Here is a 14,737-nt window from a genome sequence, read left to right on the forward strand (position 1 = left end):
GTTGGAATGTGTTAGTCCAAAGTTTGCCTATACCTCTTCAAAGCCACAAACCCCGCCAGCAGTAAAAACACCAGCATGGGCCACAGCTCTGGTGTGAGCTGGCCTGTGGTATTTCCCTTCAATAAAATACCGCGCACGATGCGCAAGAAATGGGTCAGGGGTAAGGCTTCGCCTATGGCTTGCGCCCATTCCGGCATGGCGCGGAAAGGGAACATGAAGCCTGACAAGAGCATCGAGGGCAGGAAGAAAAAGAAAGTCATCTGCATGGCTTGCAACTGGTTTTTTGCTATCGTCGAAAACGTGAAGCCGACCGCCAGGTTGGCGAGGATGAAGACGCCTATCATGCTCATCAGCAGGCTGAAGCTGCCCATCATGGGCACTTCAAATAACAGGAAAGCGGCGCTGATGATGACACCGAGTTGTATGTAACCGATCAGCACATAGGGCAGGATTTTGCCGACCATGACTTCTGCCGGGCGTACCGGGGTTGCCAGCAGGTTTTCCATGGTGCCGCGCTCACGTTCTCTTGTCATGGCGAGTGAAGTCAGCATGACCATGGTCATGGTGAGTATGGTGCCGATCAGACCGGGGACGATGTTATAGCGTGACAGGCCCTCGGGATTATAGCGGCGGTGCACACGCACTTCATAAGCAGGTGTGGCGGTTTGCAGGTAATGCAAAGGGCCTTTGAGGTCATGATGCAGGGCCTGGTTGGCGATGACATTCAGCGCGGCGATGGCGTTACCTGATGCCGAGGGATCAGTCGCATCAACGGAGATCAGCAAGGCTGGTTTTTCACCACGCACCAGTTGCTGGGCGAATTGTGGCGGTATCACCAGCATAAATTGTATTTTGCCGGTTTCGAGCAAAGTCTCTGCCTCTTTTTCACTCTGGCCTACCGAGTCGATACGGAAGTAGCCAGTGTTTTGCATGGCGACGACAAAACTGCGGGCCATGGGGCTGTTATCTGTGCTGACCACGGCGGTGGGTAAGCCCTTGGGGTCAGTATTGATGGCATAGCCAAACAGGATAAGTTGCAGGATGGGGATGCCGACTGCCATGGCAAAGGTCAGGCGGTCACGCATCATTTGCTGGAATTCTTTGATGAAGATGGCGAACATACGTGCCATTGAAAATTTTTTCATGCCGCTGCCTTTTGCTGTTTTTGCCGCAGGTCGTCTTTGGAAAAATTATCAGGTGCACTGGCGATCAGGCTGATAAAGACATCTTCCAGATTCGCTGCGCTGGGCGTGATGTGTATATTGGCTTGATGCCTTATGCCATCGAGTGCCTGTAAGACCAGCGCCTCGTCCAGCCCGGCGACGTGGACGGCATTGCCGAATGCGGCGACACTTAATACTCCCGGGGCAGACTTCAAGGGTTCAAGTACAGAACCCAGTTGCTCACCCTGCAGGGTCCAGACCTTGAGTTTGGAGTCACGTATGATTTCTGCCTCGGTACCACGTGCCAGTATTTTTCCGTAGGCGATATAGCAGAGTTCATGGCAGCGTTCTGCCTCATCCATGTAATGGGTAGACACGAGAACGGTAATGCCCTGGTCAGCCAGCAAATGGATCTGGTCCCAAAAGTCGCGACGCGCCTTGGGGTCGACGCCAGCCGTTGGCTCATCCAGCAACAGCAGGCGCGGTTCATGGATGAGGCAGGCCGCCAGTGCCAGCCGCTGCTTCCAGCCGCCTGACAATGAGCCTGCCAGTTGCTGCTGGCGGGCTGCCAGGCCCAGTCTTTCCAGAGACTGGTCAACGGCATTTTTTCTGTTGGGCAGTTCAAACAGGCGAGCCACGAAATCCAGGTTCTGGCGTATCGAGAGATCATCATACAGGCCAAATTTTTGCGTCATATAACCGACCTGGCGCTTGATCTGTTCTGCCTGTTTAATGATATCCAGACCCAGGCAATAACCCGCACCAGCATCGGGCGTGAGCAAGCCACATAACATGCGTATGGTGGTGGTCTTGCCGCTGCCGTTAGGGCCGAGAAAACCACAGATGCGGCCTTTGGCAACTTGCAGCTCGATCTTGTCGACGACTGCACGACCGCCATAGGATTTGCTCAGGCCATGGACATCGATGGCGAGGTTTGCCATGTCAACAGTGGTATTCACTGGTTTTTTCCTGGGTTTGTTGCAGCAAGCAACAGCGATACATCCAGGGGCTGCCCAGGATGCAGCAAGAGTTTTGCCGGCTCATCAGGTTTGGCCTCGACCATGAACACCAGTTTGGCTCTTTGCGCATTTGAATAAATCACGGGCGGCGTATATTCAGCCTGGCTGGCGATGCGGGATATGTGGGCAGGTACGGCAGTTGCGCAGCCATCGCAATGCAGGCTGACTGCCTGGCCGACAGCGATCTTGCCCAGCTCACCTTCCGGTACAAAGAACCTGGCTTTGCGGTTTTCTGGAGGCAGCAGGGACAAGACCGGCTGGCCAGCTTGCACATATTCACCCTGACGGAAAAACACTTCTGCCACCTGCGCATTCGCAGGTGCGTTTTGTGATTTTTGCCCTGAACGCCAGGTAGTTTGGCGCAGGGCTTCTTTTGCGGCATCAGCACTGGCCTGGGCGGCAGTGCGCTCATCCACGCGCGCTGGCAACTTGGCGACACTCAATGCGGCGTTCAATTCTGCCACACGTGCCTCAGCCAGTTTGAGATTGGTTTGTGCATCGTCCATGCGGGATTTGGACACAAAGCCCTGTCCCACCAGTTGCTGCTGGCGTGCCAGTTCCTGTCTTGCCAGGGCAGCCTGCGCCTGGGCACTGCTCAGTTGCGCCTGGGTGACTGCGATCTCTTCTGTGCGCCTGCCTTTTTCTGTATTGCTGGCTTGCGCCTGCGCGCTAGTGAGACGAGCACTGGCTTCGTCATGGGCAGCATTCTCCGCTTCAGCATCAAGAGCAAACAGCAGGCTATCCTTGGCAACTTGCTGGCCTGCCTGTACTTTGATGCTGTCGAGTTTGCCACCCAGTGGTGCAGAGATATAGACATACTCACCTTCTGCATAACCTGACCAGTTTGTTGATGCCTTTTCATTGCACGCTGCCAACATGGCAGATACGGCGAGCGCCACTGGCAATGCTGCCACGAGTTTGAATTTTTTATACACGGTGTAACTCCTCATTCGTTGCAGCCAGTGCATACAGGGCACGGTTGACTCGGTCGACAATGGCGGCATCGCTCAATACCTGGCTCAGGGGTTCTTGCAGCATGGGGGGTACAAAACCCATGTCCAAAGCGCGTGGCACGATGACCATGGGGGCGGCAATGCTGCCCATCAAAAATGCCAGGGCCTGGGTGGGCGGTGCCATGGCTATTTCACCTGCCTGCATGGCTTGCATGAGCAAGCCAGTAATCAGCAATACATGGCGCGCACCGTTTTTTTCCAGGAATTGCCTGGCGACTTTTTCACCTTGTGCAGCATCGGCCCAGACCCGCCCTATCCAGCGGCCATGCTCGCGTAATAGGCGCCCCAACAAGCACAGTGCTTCACGCAGACGCTGCACCGGTGAACCCTCATGATTGACCTCGGCTTGCAATTGCACGAACACTTCCTCATACATGGTTTGCAGCAACTGTGTCAGGAAATTATCTTTATTCTTGAAGTGGTAATGGAACATGCCCACATTCACACCCGCATGCTCAGCCAGCATGCGCAGGGACAAACCACCACAGCCATGCTGCGCAAACAGGGCGCGCCCGCTTTGCAATAAGACTTCATCGAGTTGTTGGGAGGGGCGTGCCATTTTTTACTTAATAATTATTATGCAGTTGACTAATAATTGAAGTTTGCGAGCTTTTTCTGGCACTGTCAAGAATTTATTTACCTGGCGTATTCAGCAATAAGCCAAATGCCCTGAGGCAAAAATTCAAATTTGTCGATAAAACATTTAAATAAAACATTGTTTTTGTACTATGCTGGTATCTGCTGCCTGGGCAATTCAGCAAGGGAGATCAAGATGGCCCTCATGTGGATACGCAAGTTCTTATTTCTCTGTCTGCTTTTGTTTGCGACAGATTCTCATGCAGAAAAGCGGGTGCTGGATGCCAATGAAGCTTCATGCACCGTGCCAACGATCAGCGTGATCTTGCACAGAGATAGGTGACAAGCTTTTGCCGTCATTGACAATATGTTCAGCATCAAAAGACTGCTGAAAAACAAATCCCTTCAGACCTCACAAATAGCTTTCCCGAAGTCCTCAGTTCGTCCGCTGCAAACGCATTCCGATACTAGAAAATTGCACTTCGTCGCCTGCTACTGGCGGCCAACATTGCTGCGGCCTACAGTGCAATCACTCCCACTCGAATTGAAAGGAAATATCATGAACATCACAGCAAACATGGATGGCGTAGTCATCGCTACTATCGCCCTGGTTATCCTGAGCAGCTTGTTGCGCGTCATCATCGCTTAAGGAAAAATGATGCTAGGCTTTTTGATCTGGATTATCTTATTTGTACTCTGCTGGCCTTTAGCCATACTGGCCCTGGTGCTGTACCCACTGGTGTGGCTATTGCTGCTGCCTTTTCGTATATTTGGCATTGCAGTCCATGGTGTGTTTGAATTATTACGGGCCATCTTCATGTTGCCCGCCAATTTGTTAAAAAGTCGCCCATGATTTTTGGGCGACTCAGATACTGAAACAGCGCCCGTGCTTGTCCTCTGTTCAACAATTTCTTCACAGATTTGATCAAACCTCCTACTTAAGTATGATTACAAATTGCCTGGATATGGCCAATGATATGGCTACGGAAAGAAATTAGTCCTCTGCGAGGAAACCTCCAATTCAGCCCGACCTCGACATCTTCCTCCACCCTGCATTTTGGCATTTGCGTCGCTTTAATGTGGCATAAGGAAAATCAAGCTGTACCCGGTGTCATACCAAAGCCTGGTTGACTTATTACCTTGGCCAAGCTCGTGTGTCTCCAGTCGCCGGTCTCTTTTGTTGGTAAAAATAATCACTATTCCGTGCAACCAGGGATGCAGCCCTGAATTGCAAAAATTGCGCAAATATATCAACTTCATCAATGGAGAAAGAGTGTGGCTATTAATAAATATTTTGACCATTTCACAACTACAAAAATAGCAAAGGCAATCAGTTTTTCCCTGTTCTTATGTGCCAGCTTACCGGCAGCCACGAGCTATGCCGCGGAAGCCAATGTACAAACCAGTTCTTTCAAGTTAAACAGCATAGCTACAGACAACATCAGTTTTTCCGTGACCAACTCCAGCAACAGTATCGGTTACTATAAATTATTACCAAGCACTAGCACTGCACCCAGCCCGGAAGACATGAAGCGGACTGGAAGCTCCATACTGATGAATGCCAACCAGACCATCACGCAGAGCCAGACCAAGCTGTTTCCATCGACTGGCTATGTCCTGTATTTCATCGCGGCAGATTCTCAGGGCAACCTGCAAAGCAACGTGCAATATATCCCCTTGCAAACCACGCGCAACGAATTACTCTGGCCATTTCATTCCAACAGCATCTGGAACATGCCTATAGGCTCGGCAGCACAATATGCAGATGCAAACTTGCCAGGCACGCCTGGCCTGACTGACGCTGAGTTATATTGGTCGCAATCTAGCGGTATCGATAAGGAAATCATCGTCCTGACACCAAAAGAAACGTCGGTTCAAGTCATACAAAACACGGCTGGGTGGTCTGGAAACAGCCGCTGCTATAACAGCCCGACGACGACAGGAAAACTGCTGGCCACGGTACCCATGCCTGCTGACTACCTGATTCCGCATGCGAATGGCAATAATGGTGCCGTATTTTTGATGCAGGATAGTCATACTTTGCTGCAAATGCAGCCAACGGCGCGTTGCGCGCCTGACGAACCAGCGACTGCCTTGCTGACTTTCAAAACTGAGGATTTGTATGGCACGGGCACAACCGGGGCACATGGTGGATCACGTCTGTCCACCCTGGGTGGTACTTTGCGCGTCGGTGAATTGCGTCCCAACTCCCCGCCGCCACGGCATGCATTAAAACTGGATGTGGATACCCGTGTGGTATTCCCAAAATGCTCGCGTACAAATAAAGATTTGCCTGCATGTTACCGCTGGCCCGCCGAGGCTGCAGATAGCGGCGCTGACGGTAATGGCAACTACAGCTATGGCAAATTAGCCCAAAGCAATGTCAGCTTAGCCATGAGCATGGGTGCCTTGCTGGCCCTGCCTCCAAGCGTTGATATTGGCAGCATGCAATTGGAGACGCCAGCGGCAAAACAACTGGCCTGGACTTTACAAAATTACGGGACTTACATTGTTGACAGCTCTGGCGGTTCCAATTATTTCTGGGGAGTGGAAACCGGTCCAAATGGTAATTTTGCCGATCAATTCAAAGCCGACTGGGGGTTTGATTTCGCTCAGTACAATAAAGGTGGCAGCACAGCCTGGGTACGCGACATGCAAAGAATCATCGTCAAATTGAAAGTTGTCGTCAACAACAGCGCCACCAGCATCGGTGGTGGTGGTACACCACTGCAGCCACTGGCGGTGCCCTTGCAGGCACCGACTACGCAATTACGTTAATCACGTAGTAAACCGCTAAAAAAAATAAAAAAGGGCCATCTGGCCCTTTTTTATTATTCCATGCGACACAAATAGCCCATGGCTAATTCGCATGATTAAACAATTCGTGCAGCTCTTCAAACCGGTCTTCCACCTCATCGGCAGACAATCCCAAAAACTCACAGGCCGCTGCGCCACCTTTTTCCCATTCGCAAGATGACTCTTGTCCATGGTATTTTTGTATGCCGTACTCAGCCAGCAAGGCCAGTGCGATCAGGCTTTTGACTGCATCTTCCGTACTGGCATCGTGCAAGACGCTATAGTCATGATGCAAGAGTATGGCTAAGGAAACACTCTCAGGCAAACCCCAGGTGCGCGCCATCAGGGAACCGATGGCAGTATGCGAGGTGGTGTGACGCTGCTCTTCTATGGCAGTGAAAGCCTCATACGCCTCCTGATTGGCAAGATCGAGAGTCTCATTGTAATCAGGAAAACGCTCCAGCAACAAGGGGATGCCTATGTCGCAAAACAGGCCAAAAGTATGGGCCTGATCAGGTGGACATACACGCATGCGCCTGGCCAGTTGTGTCATGGCTTGCGCACGCTTGGTAGAAAAATCCCAGAATTTGACCAGGGAGATTTTCTCAACTTGTATGCTTTGGCGAGCGATGATACCCGTCATCAGATTACCGCATTGGGTGATACCCAATAAATTGACTGCATGCTCAACCGACTTGGCTTTCAGGCGCAAGCCAAAGAAAGAGGAATTGGCCAACTTTAACAAAGAAGCCGACATGGCCACGTCATTGGCGATGATATTGGTCAGTTTGCGCGGGTCAGGATCATCTGCCGCCAGTTCAGACTGAACATCTGCCAGCAAGCTGGGGCGTGGCGGGATACGTATCGTCTTGATAAGCGCATCAACGGATTGTTCAGTAGTCAGCTTGGGAGCTGCGGCGGAGCTTGTCATAATAGTACGCTAGGGGAAATTACGCTTACAAACTACATTGTAAGCGTAATTGATTGCTGCATAGAAAAACTCGCGCATTTTCTCCATGTCAGTTTGCCATTTTATTTGACAGGAATGGGGGTGCTGCGGTCTACGGCTACAGCGGTCACACTATTTTTTGGTGAACCTTCTATCAATTTGTCAGAGTATGTTAAATAGATCAGCGCGTTGCGTTTTTGATCCACCATGCGGACTATACGCAGCTTTTTGAACAAGATGGACAGGCTCTGGTTAAACACTTCATCTTGCTGCTTGAGCGAACCAGGGAAGCTGATAGGGCCAACCTGGCGACAGGCTATCGATGCTTCTGACTTATCTTCTGCCAAACCCAGACCACCAGAAATACCGCCAGTCTTGGCGCGTGATATATAGCAGGTAACGCCATTCACTTTAGGATCATCATAGGCTTCCACCACGACTTTATGGTCAGGGCCTATGAGTTTGAAGGCGGTATCCACACTACCTATATTCTCAGCCTGGGCAGTCAGGCTGACGCTGGTAATCAATGCAGTTGTGGCGGCTAAACTCAATAATGACAGTTTCATAATCTCGCTCTTTTCCTGGATGCGCCACAAACCGGGCGCACCAGGAATATCAGGCTTATTGTTGTTTATTCAAGTGTGAATGGGCTTTGCTATACAGGAAATAAATTGCAATAGCGACTGCCATCCAGATAAAGAACACATGGTAAGTGGTGGCCGACAAATCCTTCAGGATATACAGGCACGCCAGAATGCTCAAGCCCGGGATCAGATAAGGGCCGAAAGGCACGCGGAAACCACCTGCTTCTTCACCCAGTTTTTGCCTGCGTATGACAGGTACTGCTACTGATACCACCATGAAGGCGACCAGAGTACCCATACTGACCATATCCCACAAGAAAGTCGAGTCCACCAGGCCAGCGACAACACCCACCAGCAGGCAAACCATGATGGTATTGCTGACAGGAGTACGGGTACGTGCATGCACGCGCTGGAATGAACTGGGGATCAAACCATCTTTACTGATGGCAAACAAAATCCGGCTTTGACCATAGATGGTCACCAGAGTCACACTGAATACCGAGATCACCGCACCAGCAGACAAAATCAGTGCAGGCCAGGTCTTGCCTGTGACGTTTTGCAAGATCACGGCCAGGCCAGCTTCCTGCCCCTCAAACATTTTGGCAGGCTGGGCCCCCACTGCAGCCACCGCAACCAGCAAATAGAATACTGTCACGACGATCAGTGCCGTCATGATGCCCAGCGGCACATTGCGTTTGGGATCTTTCACCTCAGCCCCCGCCGTGGCTACGGTATCAAGGCCGATGAAGGAAAAGAATACGGTGCCGGCAGCCGCAGTTACACCTGCCATGCCAGCCAGGCCCTTGCTGTTATCTGTATTAAAGAAAGGGGTGAAATGCTCGGCATTAAAACCGGAGAATGCCACGATGGCAAAGAAAGTCAGGATGACCAGCTTGATCATGACCATGACGGCATTCACAGTGGCTGATTCTTTGGCACCGCGCAATAAGAGTACACAACATATCGCTACCAGCACCATGGGCGGCAGATTGAATTGCCCGGCATGAAATTCCACGCCATTGGCACCAGCCACGATCATGGGGGAACGCAACATTTCGGGTATTTGCCAGCCCAGGGCATTGCTCAGGAAGTTATTCAGGTAAGCTGACCAGCCTATCGCGGTGGCACTGGCCGCCAGCCCATATTCCAGCAACAGACAGGCAGCAACGATGAAGGCCCCAAACTCACCTACCGTGGCATAGGCATAGGAATAAGACGAGCCTGATGCCGGGATGCGCGAAGACAACTCCGAGTAACACAGGGCGGTCAAACCGGCAGTAACTGCGGCGATGATGAAAGACAGAATGACCGAAGGCCCAGCCTTGGGCACTGCTTCCACCATCGTAAAGAAAATACCCGTGCCTATGGTAGACCCCACCCCTATCATGGTCAGGGCAAACAAACCCAGCGAGCGGTGCAGGGCATGACCCTGGTCATCGGTCACTTGCTCACTATGGTCTATGGGTTTGGTGCGGGTCAGTTGCTGACCCAGGCTAACTTGTCTCAAGATCTATCCTTCTGCTTATGCCAACTACCTGTTGTATAAAGGAGCTGATGCCTGACCCTCATCTGGGCTACTCGCTCAGGTTTAGCTGTCTATTATTATGTGGTCGAGGTCAGGCTAGCCCCGAAAATCGCCATGATAGCCTCAATTCTGTCTACTTTGATGTCAGTTCGCTTATTTTTCCAGACTTCCAACAGCGAATTTGTAGCAGCGCCGAAGGATGATACAATGCCGTCCCATGTCCGCCCCCCGTATTTCCCTGTCGTGTTTTCGCCATCTGGTGCGCGCAGTACTGCTCATGTATGTACTGACGCTGGGTGTTGCCATGGCATCGACAGTCGTGAAATCAGGCGAGCAAGGCATGAGCCTCATCTGTACCAGTACCGGCTATAAATTCGTCAAGCTTGGTGGTGATGGCGTGAAAGAAGAAGGCAAGAGCATGACGCACTTGCTGGATTGCTCCCTCTGTCTTGCTGTCAGCCTGCCTGCCAGCTTCCCGCAAAGCACGGTGCTGGCAGCTCCGCACGCCTTATCCTATGCTACCCGCTCTATCCCGGCAGCGCGCCTGGCGGCGATTGTTGCCGCCCCCTTACCTGCACGCGGACCACCCACTCTCTAAAAAATAGTTTCAGTACAAAGCTGTCATGCCCATGCTCATACCTATCGCATGGCCAGGTTTGTTTTGCGCACCTGTTTGCGCCTCCCATTTTTTAGATTTACTTTATGTCGAATTCTTTACGCACCATGCGCTTGCGCGCATTGACGGCTGCTTTGGCTGCCGCCTTCCCTTTTTTGCCTGCTTCAGTACAGGCTACTGAAACCGCAGAAAACACCAGCTCGGCAGAGCGCGTCGTCATCAATGGCGATCGTCCATCTTCCCTGCCCAAGGAAATACCGACCACCATAGAAGGCATCAATGCCAGGACCATGGAGCAGACCATCAATGCCATCGATGCAGAAGATGCCCTGAAATACCTGCCCAGCCTGCTGGTGCGCAAACGCTATGTGGGTGACTATAACCATGCGGTCCTGGCAACGCGCGCCTCAGGCACTGGCAATAGCGCACGCTCCCTTGTCTATGCAGATGGGATACTGCTCTCCAATCTGCTGGGTAATGGGGCCAGTTTCACGCCGCGCTGGGGACTGGTGACGCCCGAGGAAATCGAGCGAGTGGATGTACTGTATGGCCCGTTCTCGGCTGCCTATGCAGGTAACTCTGTCGGTGCCGTGGTCGATTATGTGACACGCATGCCCAGGCAGTTTGAAGCCCATGCCAAGCTGGTTGGCTTTAGTGAAAACTACCAGCAATATGGCACAGACAAAACCTATAGCGGCAAGCAGCTCAGCGCCAGCCTGGGCAATAAACAAGGTGCATTTTCCTGGTGGTTGAATGTGAACCAGCTTGACAGCGATGGCCACCCTATCGTCTTCGCCAATAAGCTGATGTCCACCGGGGTCAGCAGCACGGCAGGTAAGGCTGTAACGGGCGCGATTGCCGACAAAAATCCGCAAGGCCTGGATTGGTGGGTAGTAGGTGCGACCGGTCAATACCATACCACGCAAGACCATGCCAAGATCAAGCTGGCATATGACTTAAGCCCGATTTTACGGGCCAGTTATACCTTTGGCTACTGGCGCAATAATATGAATAGCGGTGTCGAAAGCTATTTGCGTGATGCGGCAGGCAATGCGGTCTATAGTGGTGACATCAATATCGCTGGCAAGAAATATACGCTCGCGCCTACCGATATGGCTAACAGCAAAAACCAGCTTGAGCATATCACCCACGGCCTGAACCTGAAGAGCAATACCAAAGGCGTGTTCGACTGGGAAGTGGCAGCCAGCCTGTATGATTACAGCAAGGATATTGCCCGTGCGCCTACTGTGGCAATTCCACAGGCAGATAGCGGTGGCGCAGGGCGTATTACGGACGGTGCTGGCACAGGCTGGAATACCCTGGCGCTGAAAGGCATCTGGCGTCCAGCGGCAGAGCACACTGCTGAATTTGGTTACCAGCGTGAAGCATACAAAATGCGCACCCAGGTATCCGATACCGATGACTGGATCAATGGCGGGGCGCTCAAGCGCTTCTCAGCCTTCCAGGGTAATACTCAATTGCAAAGCCTGTATGCGCAAGATGCCTGGCGTATCAATCCAGAATGGAAAGCCATCCTCGGTGGTCGCCTGGAACAATGGCAGGCAGATCATGGTGCCATCTCATCCGCGGCCAGCACCCTGCCCTTTGCTGAACGCAGGGAAAATTACTTCTCGCCCAAGGCAGCCATAGCCTACAAAGCCAATGAAGACTGGACCCTGAAAGCTTCGACAGGTCGTGCCGTGCGCATGCCTACCGTATCTGAACTCTACCAGGGTAGTATTTCGACGACAGCCATCGTCAATAATGACCCCAACCTGAAGCCTGAAAAATCCTGGACCATGGAATGGACAGCAGAGCGGGTACTGAATGAAGGTAAGGGCTTTTTACGGACTACCCTGTTCCATGAAAGAACCAGGGATGCTCTGTATTCGCAAGTCAACACCCTGGTCACGCCGAATATCACGAATATCCAGAATGTCGATGAAATCCATACGACAGGCCTGGAACTCGCCTATCAGGCCAGCGATATCTACACCCGCGGCCTGGACTTGGCCGCCAGCCTGACCTATGCCAATTCCGAGATTACCCGCAATGACAAATTCCCGGCCAGTGTAGGTAAATGGCAACCGCGCGTACCAGCCTGGCGCGCCAATCTTGTCATCAGCTATCGCCCGGATGACAAGCTCAGTACCACGCTGGGCTTGCGCTATAGTGGCAAGCAATATGGCTCACTCGACAATAGCGATAGCAATGCCTTTACTTACCAGGGTTTTTCCAGCTTTGTGGTGGCGGATGTCCGCGTACGCTATCAGTTAGCCAGGCAATGGGTCGCCTCTATCGGCATAGACAATCTGAACAATAAAAAATACTGGGCCTTCCACCCATATACACAACGCACAGTTGTGGGTGAATTAAAGTTTGATTTTTAAACTGATCTAAACAAACAAGAAGGCGCGTTTTGATTTTGATTGATCAATGACTCAAATGCGCCTTCGCATATGTTTCCCTGTCGATTTCCAGCACCTCGACACAAAGCTGCACATCCAGCCCTGCTGGCCAGGTCTGGGCAGCCTGTATCACCGCCAGCACACGCTCGGATAACTCCCTCCTCACTTCTGCACTACGGCCTTTCAGGATAGCCAGCTTGGCATGCAAGAACGCCCGATCTGCAGGCTGAGTACCTATCAACACATCATCCAGGCGTATCGCCCGGCTCTTGATATCAATTTCCTCAAAATGATGTGTATCGACTAAAGCCAGATTGATTTTCAACAGTAAATCCTGCGACTTGATGGGCAGGTTGCCGGAATATTCCAAAGTAAAATGAGGCATGCAATTCTTTCTGATACTGATAATTTTTATAGTCTTACTTTTATAGCGCTACCTGCATGAGCAGATAGGAATTTCTGATGGCAGTTTGCACAAAACCACAAGATGCATACATGCCAGCGGCTGGGTTTTGTGGATGCACCGTCAGCGACACCTGTTGTACACCATGTTCGTGTGCCATCTCCAGGGCAACCAGCATCATGGTTTTGCCATGGCCCTGGTGCTGATAGGCTGGCGACAAGGCGATGCCCAGTTGTGGCGTGTGCTCATCGACATACGCCAGACCCATGCCATCCGGCACCAGACGCATCCAGCAAGCACCTATGGGGGTGTCTTCACCAGAGATTCTGGCAATAACGCCCAGGTCACCATCCCGCCCCCAGTTCTCGGCATAAATACGCACCGTCGGCAATTGCAGGGTTTCTATCGCTCGCAAACCCGCCGGAGGTGGGTCCCACAAGGCAATATGCAAGAAATTCCACAGTAAATCCTGATGCTGAGGAAGCAAGGGAGAAAAACTTAAACTCATTAAGGCATTAAAAAGTGTGAATGCAATTGCTCTATTTTAAGCAAATACCGCGACTAGTGCTTGATATCACTATATTCAGGTAGAAAACACCGTGCGTGGCCCACGCAAGTCGTAAGTAGAAAGCATAAAAGCTACATCAGACCCGCAACACCATAAGGGAGCATATCTGGCTAATTCTCTTGATCAGCAGCGCTGGCAGGACATTCTCTTGCAATTGCTTTTACCCATGCAGGAACAGGGCCAGTTGGCTGAAAACCTTCCACCGGTTCATGCGCTTCATCGTATTTAGGCTGGCAGGTAAAACTTGCCAGTAGCTTGCCATCAGCGATACGTATTAATTTATACCATATGGGTGAAATGCCATGCGGGTAACTTTGCCTATAGGCGACGGCGGTATCGCCTTGAGCAAAACTCCATTGCCAGATAGGTGGCGCTTCCTGAAATCGCCTGATCACCTTGCCCTTGCGAAAAATGACTAAAACCGTCGGCAAAGGATAAGAGGTGCAGCAATTATTGGTCGCAGCCACCCAGCCCAAGGTATTGCCAGAGGCGGATACACGCGCTTGCTCAAATGCCAGTTGCCCCTCTTCCTTCAAAGGAGCACTGAATTTGCCAGCCTTGCTGACTATGTTGAGCTGACTGTGATCGTCATTGAGGTTTGCAGCTTGATACAGGGTGTTTCCGCCAAATGCGGCGATAAGGAATAATGTCAACATATGTGCTTCAGCAACATCACTGGCCTGCCGCCTGGATATGGGCTTTTTTCATTTCATCGTCAGGATTGCAGCCACCCACATTTTCACTATCAAACATCATTGGTTCCCACTTGCTCTCCATGATGGATGTTTTATTGGCGACGATATAATAGCGAGTACAAGCCTGTACATCGAGCTGCATGGTTTTTTGTGTGGGAATATGTGAACCTGAATGCGCCAGTTCAACGACCACCCTGTGCATGCCTGGTTCCAGTTGCACCGGCCCGCTAAAATACAGGGTTTGATCGACAGAAACTATGCGTACAGGATACAGGTGATTCGGTAAGTGGCGGTCTGGATGCCCGCTCAGGAAAGACAAGGGCGCGCTCTGGCAGGCCGTGAGTAAAATCGCGCCCAGTACAGTGGCGGCTAGTAATTTAATGTTGGATAACATACGCTGGTTTGTCTGCCGAAGAAGATCT

Annotated in this window: 15 protein-coding genes; 4 read left to right on the plus strand and 11 right to left on the minus strand. The window is 51.6% G+C overall.

Annotation, left to right across the window (positions count from 1 at the left end):
* Positions 1-11: 11 nt before the first annotated feature.
* From ACO0LF_RS16305 to ACO0LF_RS16320, 4 genes are read right to left on the minus strand one after another with little or no spacing between them, the layout of a single operon-like run.
* Positions 12-1,145, minus strand: coding sequence for an ABC transporter permease (locus tag ACO0LF_RS16305; protein WP_423015766.1), 1,134 nt, complete (start codon positions 1,143-1,145; stop codon positions 12-14).
* Positions 1,142-2,122, minus strand: coding sequence for an ABC transporter ATP-binding protein (locus ACO0LF_RS16310; protein WP_423015768.1), 981 nt, complete (start codon positions 2,120-2,122; stop codon positions 1,142-1,144). The genes ACO0LF_RS16305 and ACO0LF_RS16310 overlap by 4 nt, the downstream gene beginning before the upstream one ends.
* Entirely contained in the window at positions 2,119-3,117 is a 999-nt protein-coding gene (locus tag ACO0LF_RS16315) for an HlyD family secretion protein (RefSeq protein WP_423015770.1), read from the minus strand. The genes ACO0LF_RS16310 and ACO0LF_RS16315 overlap by 4 nt, the downstream gene beginning before the upstream one ends.
* Positions 3,110-3,754: a TetR/AcrR family transcriptional regulator gene (locus ACO0LF_RS16320; protein WP_423015772.1), complete on the minus strand. Its 645-nt coding sequence runs from the start codon at positions 3,752-3,754 to the stop codon at positions 3,110-3,112. The genes ACO0LF_RS16315 and ACO0LF_RS16320 overlap by 8 nt, the downstream gene beginning before the upstream one ends.
* 672 nt (positions 3,755-4,426) lie before the next feature.
* Between ACO0LF_RS16320 and ACO0LF_RS16325 the strand changes: the two genes are divergently transcribed.
* Positions 4,427-4,624 carry a hypothetical protein gene (locus ACO0LF_RS16325; protein ID WP_423015774.1) on the plus strand — a complete coding sequence of 66 codons (198 nt, stop codon included), beginning with the start codon at positions 4,427-4,429 and terminating at the stop codon, positions 4,622-4,624.
* Positions 4,625-5,046: 422 nt separating this feature from the next.
* A complete protein-coding gene (locus tag ACO0LF_RS16330) occupies positions 5,047-6,549 on the plus strand; it encodes a hypothetical protein (protein ID WP_423015776.1) in 1,503 nt (500 codons plus the stop codon).
* Between the two features lie 82 nt (positions 6,550-6,631).
* Here the strand turns inward: ACO0LF_RS16330 and ACO0LF_RS16335 are convergent, their stop codons facing one another.
* The 3 genes from ACO0LF_RS16335 to ACO0LF_RS16345 form a co-directional block, all read right to left on the minus strand.
* Entirely contained in the window at positions 6,632-7,498 is an 867-nt protein-coding gene (locus ACO0LF_RS16335) for an HDOD domain-containing protein (RefSeq protein WP_423015778.1), read from the minus strand.
* A gap of 101 nt (positions 7,499-7,599) precedes the next feature.
* Positions 7,600-8,082 (minus strand): CreA family protein, encoded by a 483-nt coding sequence (locus tag ACO0LF_RS16340; RefSeq protein WP_423015780.1) that lies wholly within the window; start codon positions 8,080-8,082, stop codon positions 7,600-7,602.
* 55 nt (positions 8,083-8,137) lie between these two features.
* Positions 8,138-9,607, minus strand: coding sequence for an APC family permease (locus ACO0LF_RS16345; protein ID WP_423015782.1), 1,470 nt, complete (start codon positions 9,605-9,607; stop codon positions 8,138-8,140).
* A 235-nt stretch (positions 9,608-9,842) separates the two neighbouring features.
* On the opposite strand from ACO0LF_RS16345, the gene ACO0LF_RS16350 reads away from it, so the two are divergent.
* The gene (locus ACO0LF_RS16350) at positions 9,843-10,223 is read left to right on the plus strand and encodes a DUF2946 family protein (RefSeq protein WP_423015784.1); all 381 of its coding nucleotides are present in this window, start codon (positions 9,843-9,845) and stop codon (positions 10,221-10,223) included.
* A 104-nt stretch (positions 10,224-10,327) separates the two neighbouring features.
* Positions 10,328-12,631: a TonB-dependent receptor gene (locus ACO0LF_RS16355; protein WP_423015786.1), complete on the plus strand. Its 2,304-nt coding sequence runs from the start codon at positions 10,328-10,330 to the stop codon at positions 12,629-12,631.
* A 43-nt stretch (positions 12,632-12,674) separates the two neighbouring features.
* On the opposite strand, the gene ACO0LF_RS16360 is transcribed toward ACO0LF_RS16355, so the two are convergent.
* The 4 genes from ACO0LF_RS16360 to ACO0LF_RS16375 form a co-directional block, all read right to left on the minus strand.
* Positions 12,675-13,034 carry a 5-carboxymethyl-2-hydroxymuconate Delta-isomerase gene (locus ACO0LF_RS16360; protein ID WP_423015788.1) on the minus strand — a complete coding sequence of 120 codons (360 nt, stop codon included), beginning with the start codon at positions 13,032-13,034 and terminating at the stop codon, positions 12,675-12,677.
* Between the two features lie 40 nt (positions 13,035-13,074).
* The gene (locus tag ACO0LF_RS16365; RefSeq protein ID WP_423015790.1) at positions 13,075-13,560 is read right to left on the minus strand and encodes a GNAT family N-acetyltransferase; all 486 of its coding nucleotides are present in this window, start codon (positions 13,558-13,560) and stop codon (positions 13,075-13,077) included.
* Positions 13,561-13,730: 170 nt separating this feature from the next.
* Positions 13,731-14,276, minus strand: coding sequence for a hypothetical protein (locus ACO0LF_RS16370; RefSeq protein ID WP_423015792.1), 546 nt, complete (start codon positions 14,274-14,276; stop codon positions 13,731-13,733).
* 16 nt (positions 14,277-14,292) lie between these two features.
* On the minus strand, positions 14,293-14,709 hold the full coding sequence (locus ACO0LF_RS16375) for a hypothetical protein (protein ID WP_423015794.1): 417 nt from the start codon (positions 14,707-14,709) through the stop codon (positions 14,293-14,295).
* Positions 14,710-14,737 lie beyond the last annotated feature (28 nt).

Source organism: Undibacterium sp. Di27W, from assembly GCF_049340345.1.
Taxonomy (GTDB): domain Bacteria; phylum Pseudomonadota; class Gammaproteobacteria; order Burkholderiales; family Burkholderiaceae_D; genus Undibacterium.

Excerpts from the sequence above, each read along its gene's own strand:
- ACO0LF_RS16355 (WP_423015786.1), top strand. The coding sequence starts at position 10,328 with ATGTCGAATTCTTTACGCACCATGCGCTTGCGCGCATTGACGGCTGCT.
- ACO0LF_RS16365 (WP_423015790.1), bottom strand. The coding sequence starts at position 13,560 with ATGAGTTTAAGTTTTTCTCCCTTGCTTCCTCAGCATCAGGATTTACTG.
- ACO0LF_RS16350 (WP_423015784.1), top strand. The coding sequence starts at position 9,843 with ATGTCCGCCCCCCGTATTTCCCTGTCGTGTTTTCGCCATCTGGTGCGC.
- ACO0LF_RS16325 (WP_423015774.1), top strand. The coding sequence starts at position 4,427 with ATGATGCTAGGCTTTTTGATCTGGATTATCTTATTTGTACTCTGCTGG.
- ACO0LF_RS16340 (WP_423015780.1), bottom strand. The coding sequence starts at position 8,082 with ATGAAACTGTCATTATTGAGTTTAGCCGCCACAACTGCATTGATTACC.
- ACO0LF_RS16375 (WP_423015794.1), bottom strand. The coding sequence starts at position 14,709 with ATGTTATCCAACATTAAATTACTAGCCGCCACTGTACTGGGCGCGATT.
- ACO0LF_RS16320 (WP_423015772.1), bottom strand. The coding sequence starts at position 3,754 with ATGGCACGCCCCTCCCAACAACTCGATGAAGTCTTATTGCAAAGCGGG.
- ACO0LF_RS16305 (WP_423015766.1), bottom strand. The coding sequence starts at position 1,145 with ATGAAAAAATTTTCAATGGCACGTATGTTCGCCATCTTCATCAAAGAA.
- ACO0LF_RS16370 (WP_423015792.1), bottom strand. The coding sequence starts at position 14,276 with ATGTTGACATTATTCCTTATCGCCGCATTTGGCGGAAACACCCTGTAT.
- ACO0LF_RS16360 (WP_423015788.1), bottom strand. The coding sequence starts at position 13,034 with ATGCCTCATTTTACTTTGGAATATTCCGGCAACCTGCCCATCAAGTCG.
- ACO0LF_RS16335 (WP_423015778.1), bottom strand. The coding sequence starts at position 7,498 with ATGACAAGCTCCGCCGCAGCTCCCAAGCTGACTACTGAACAATCCGTT.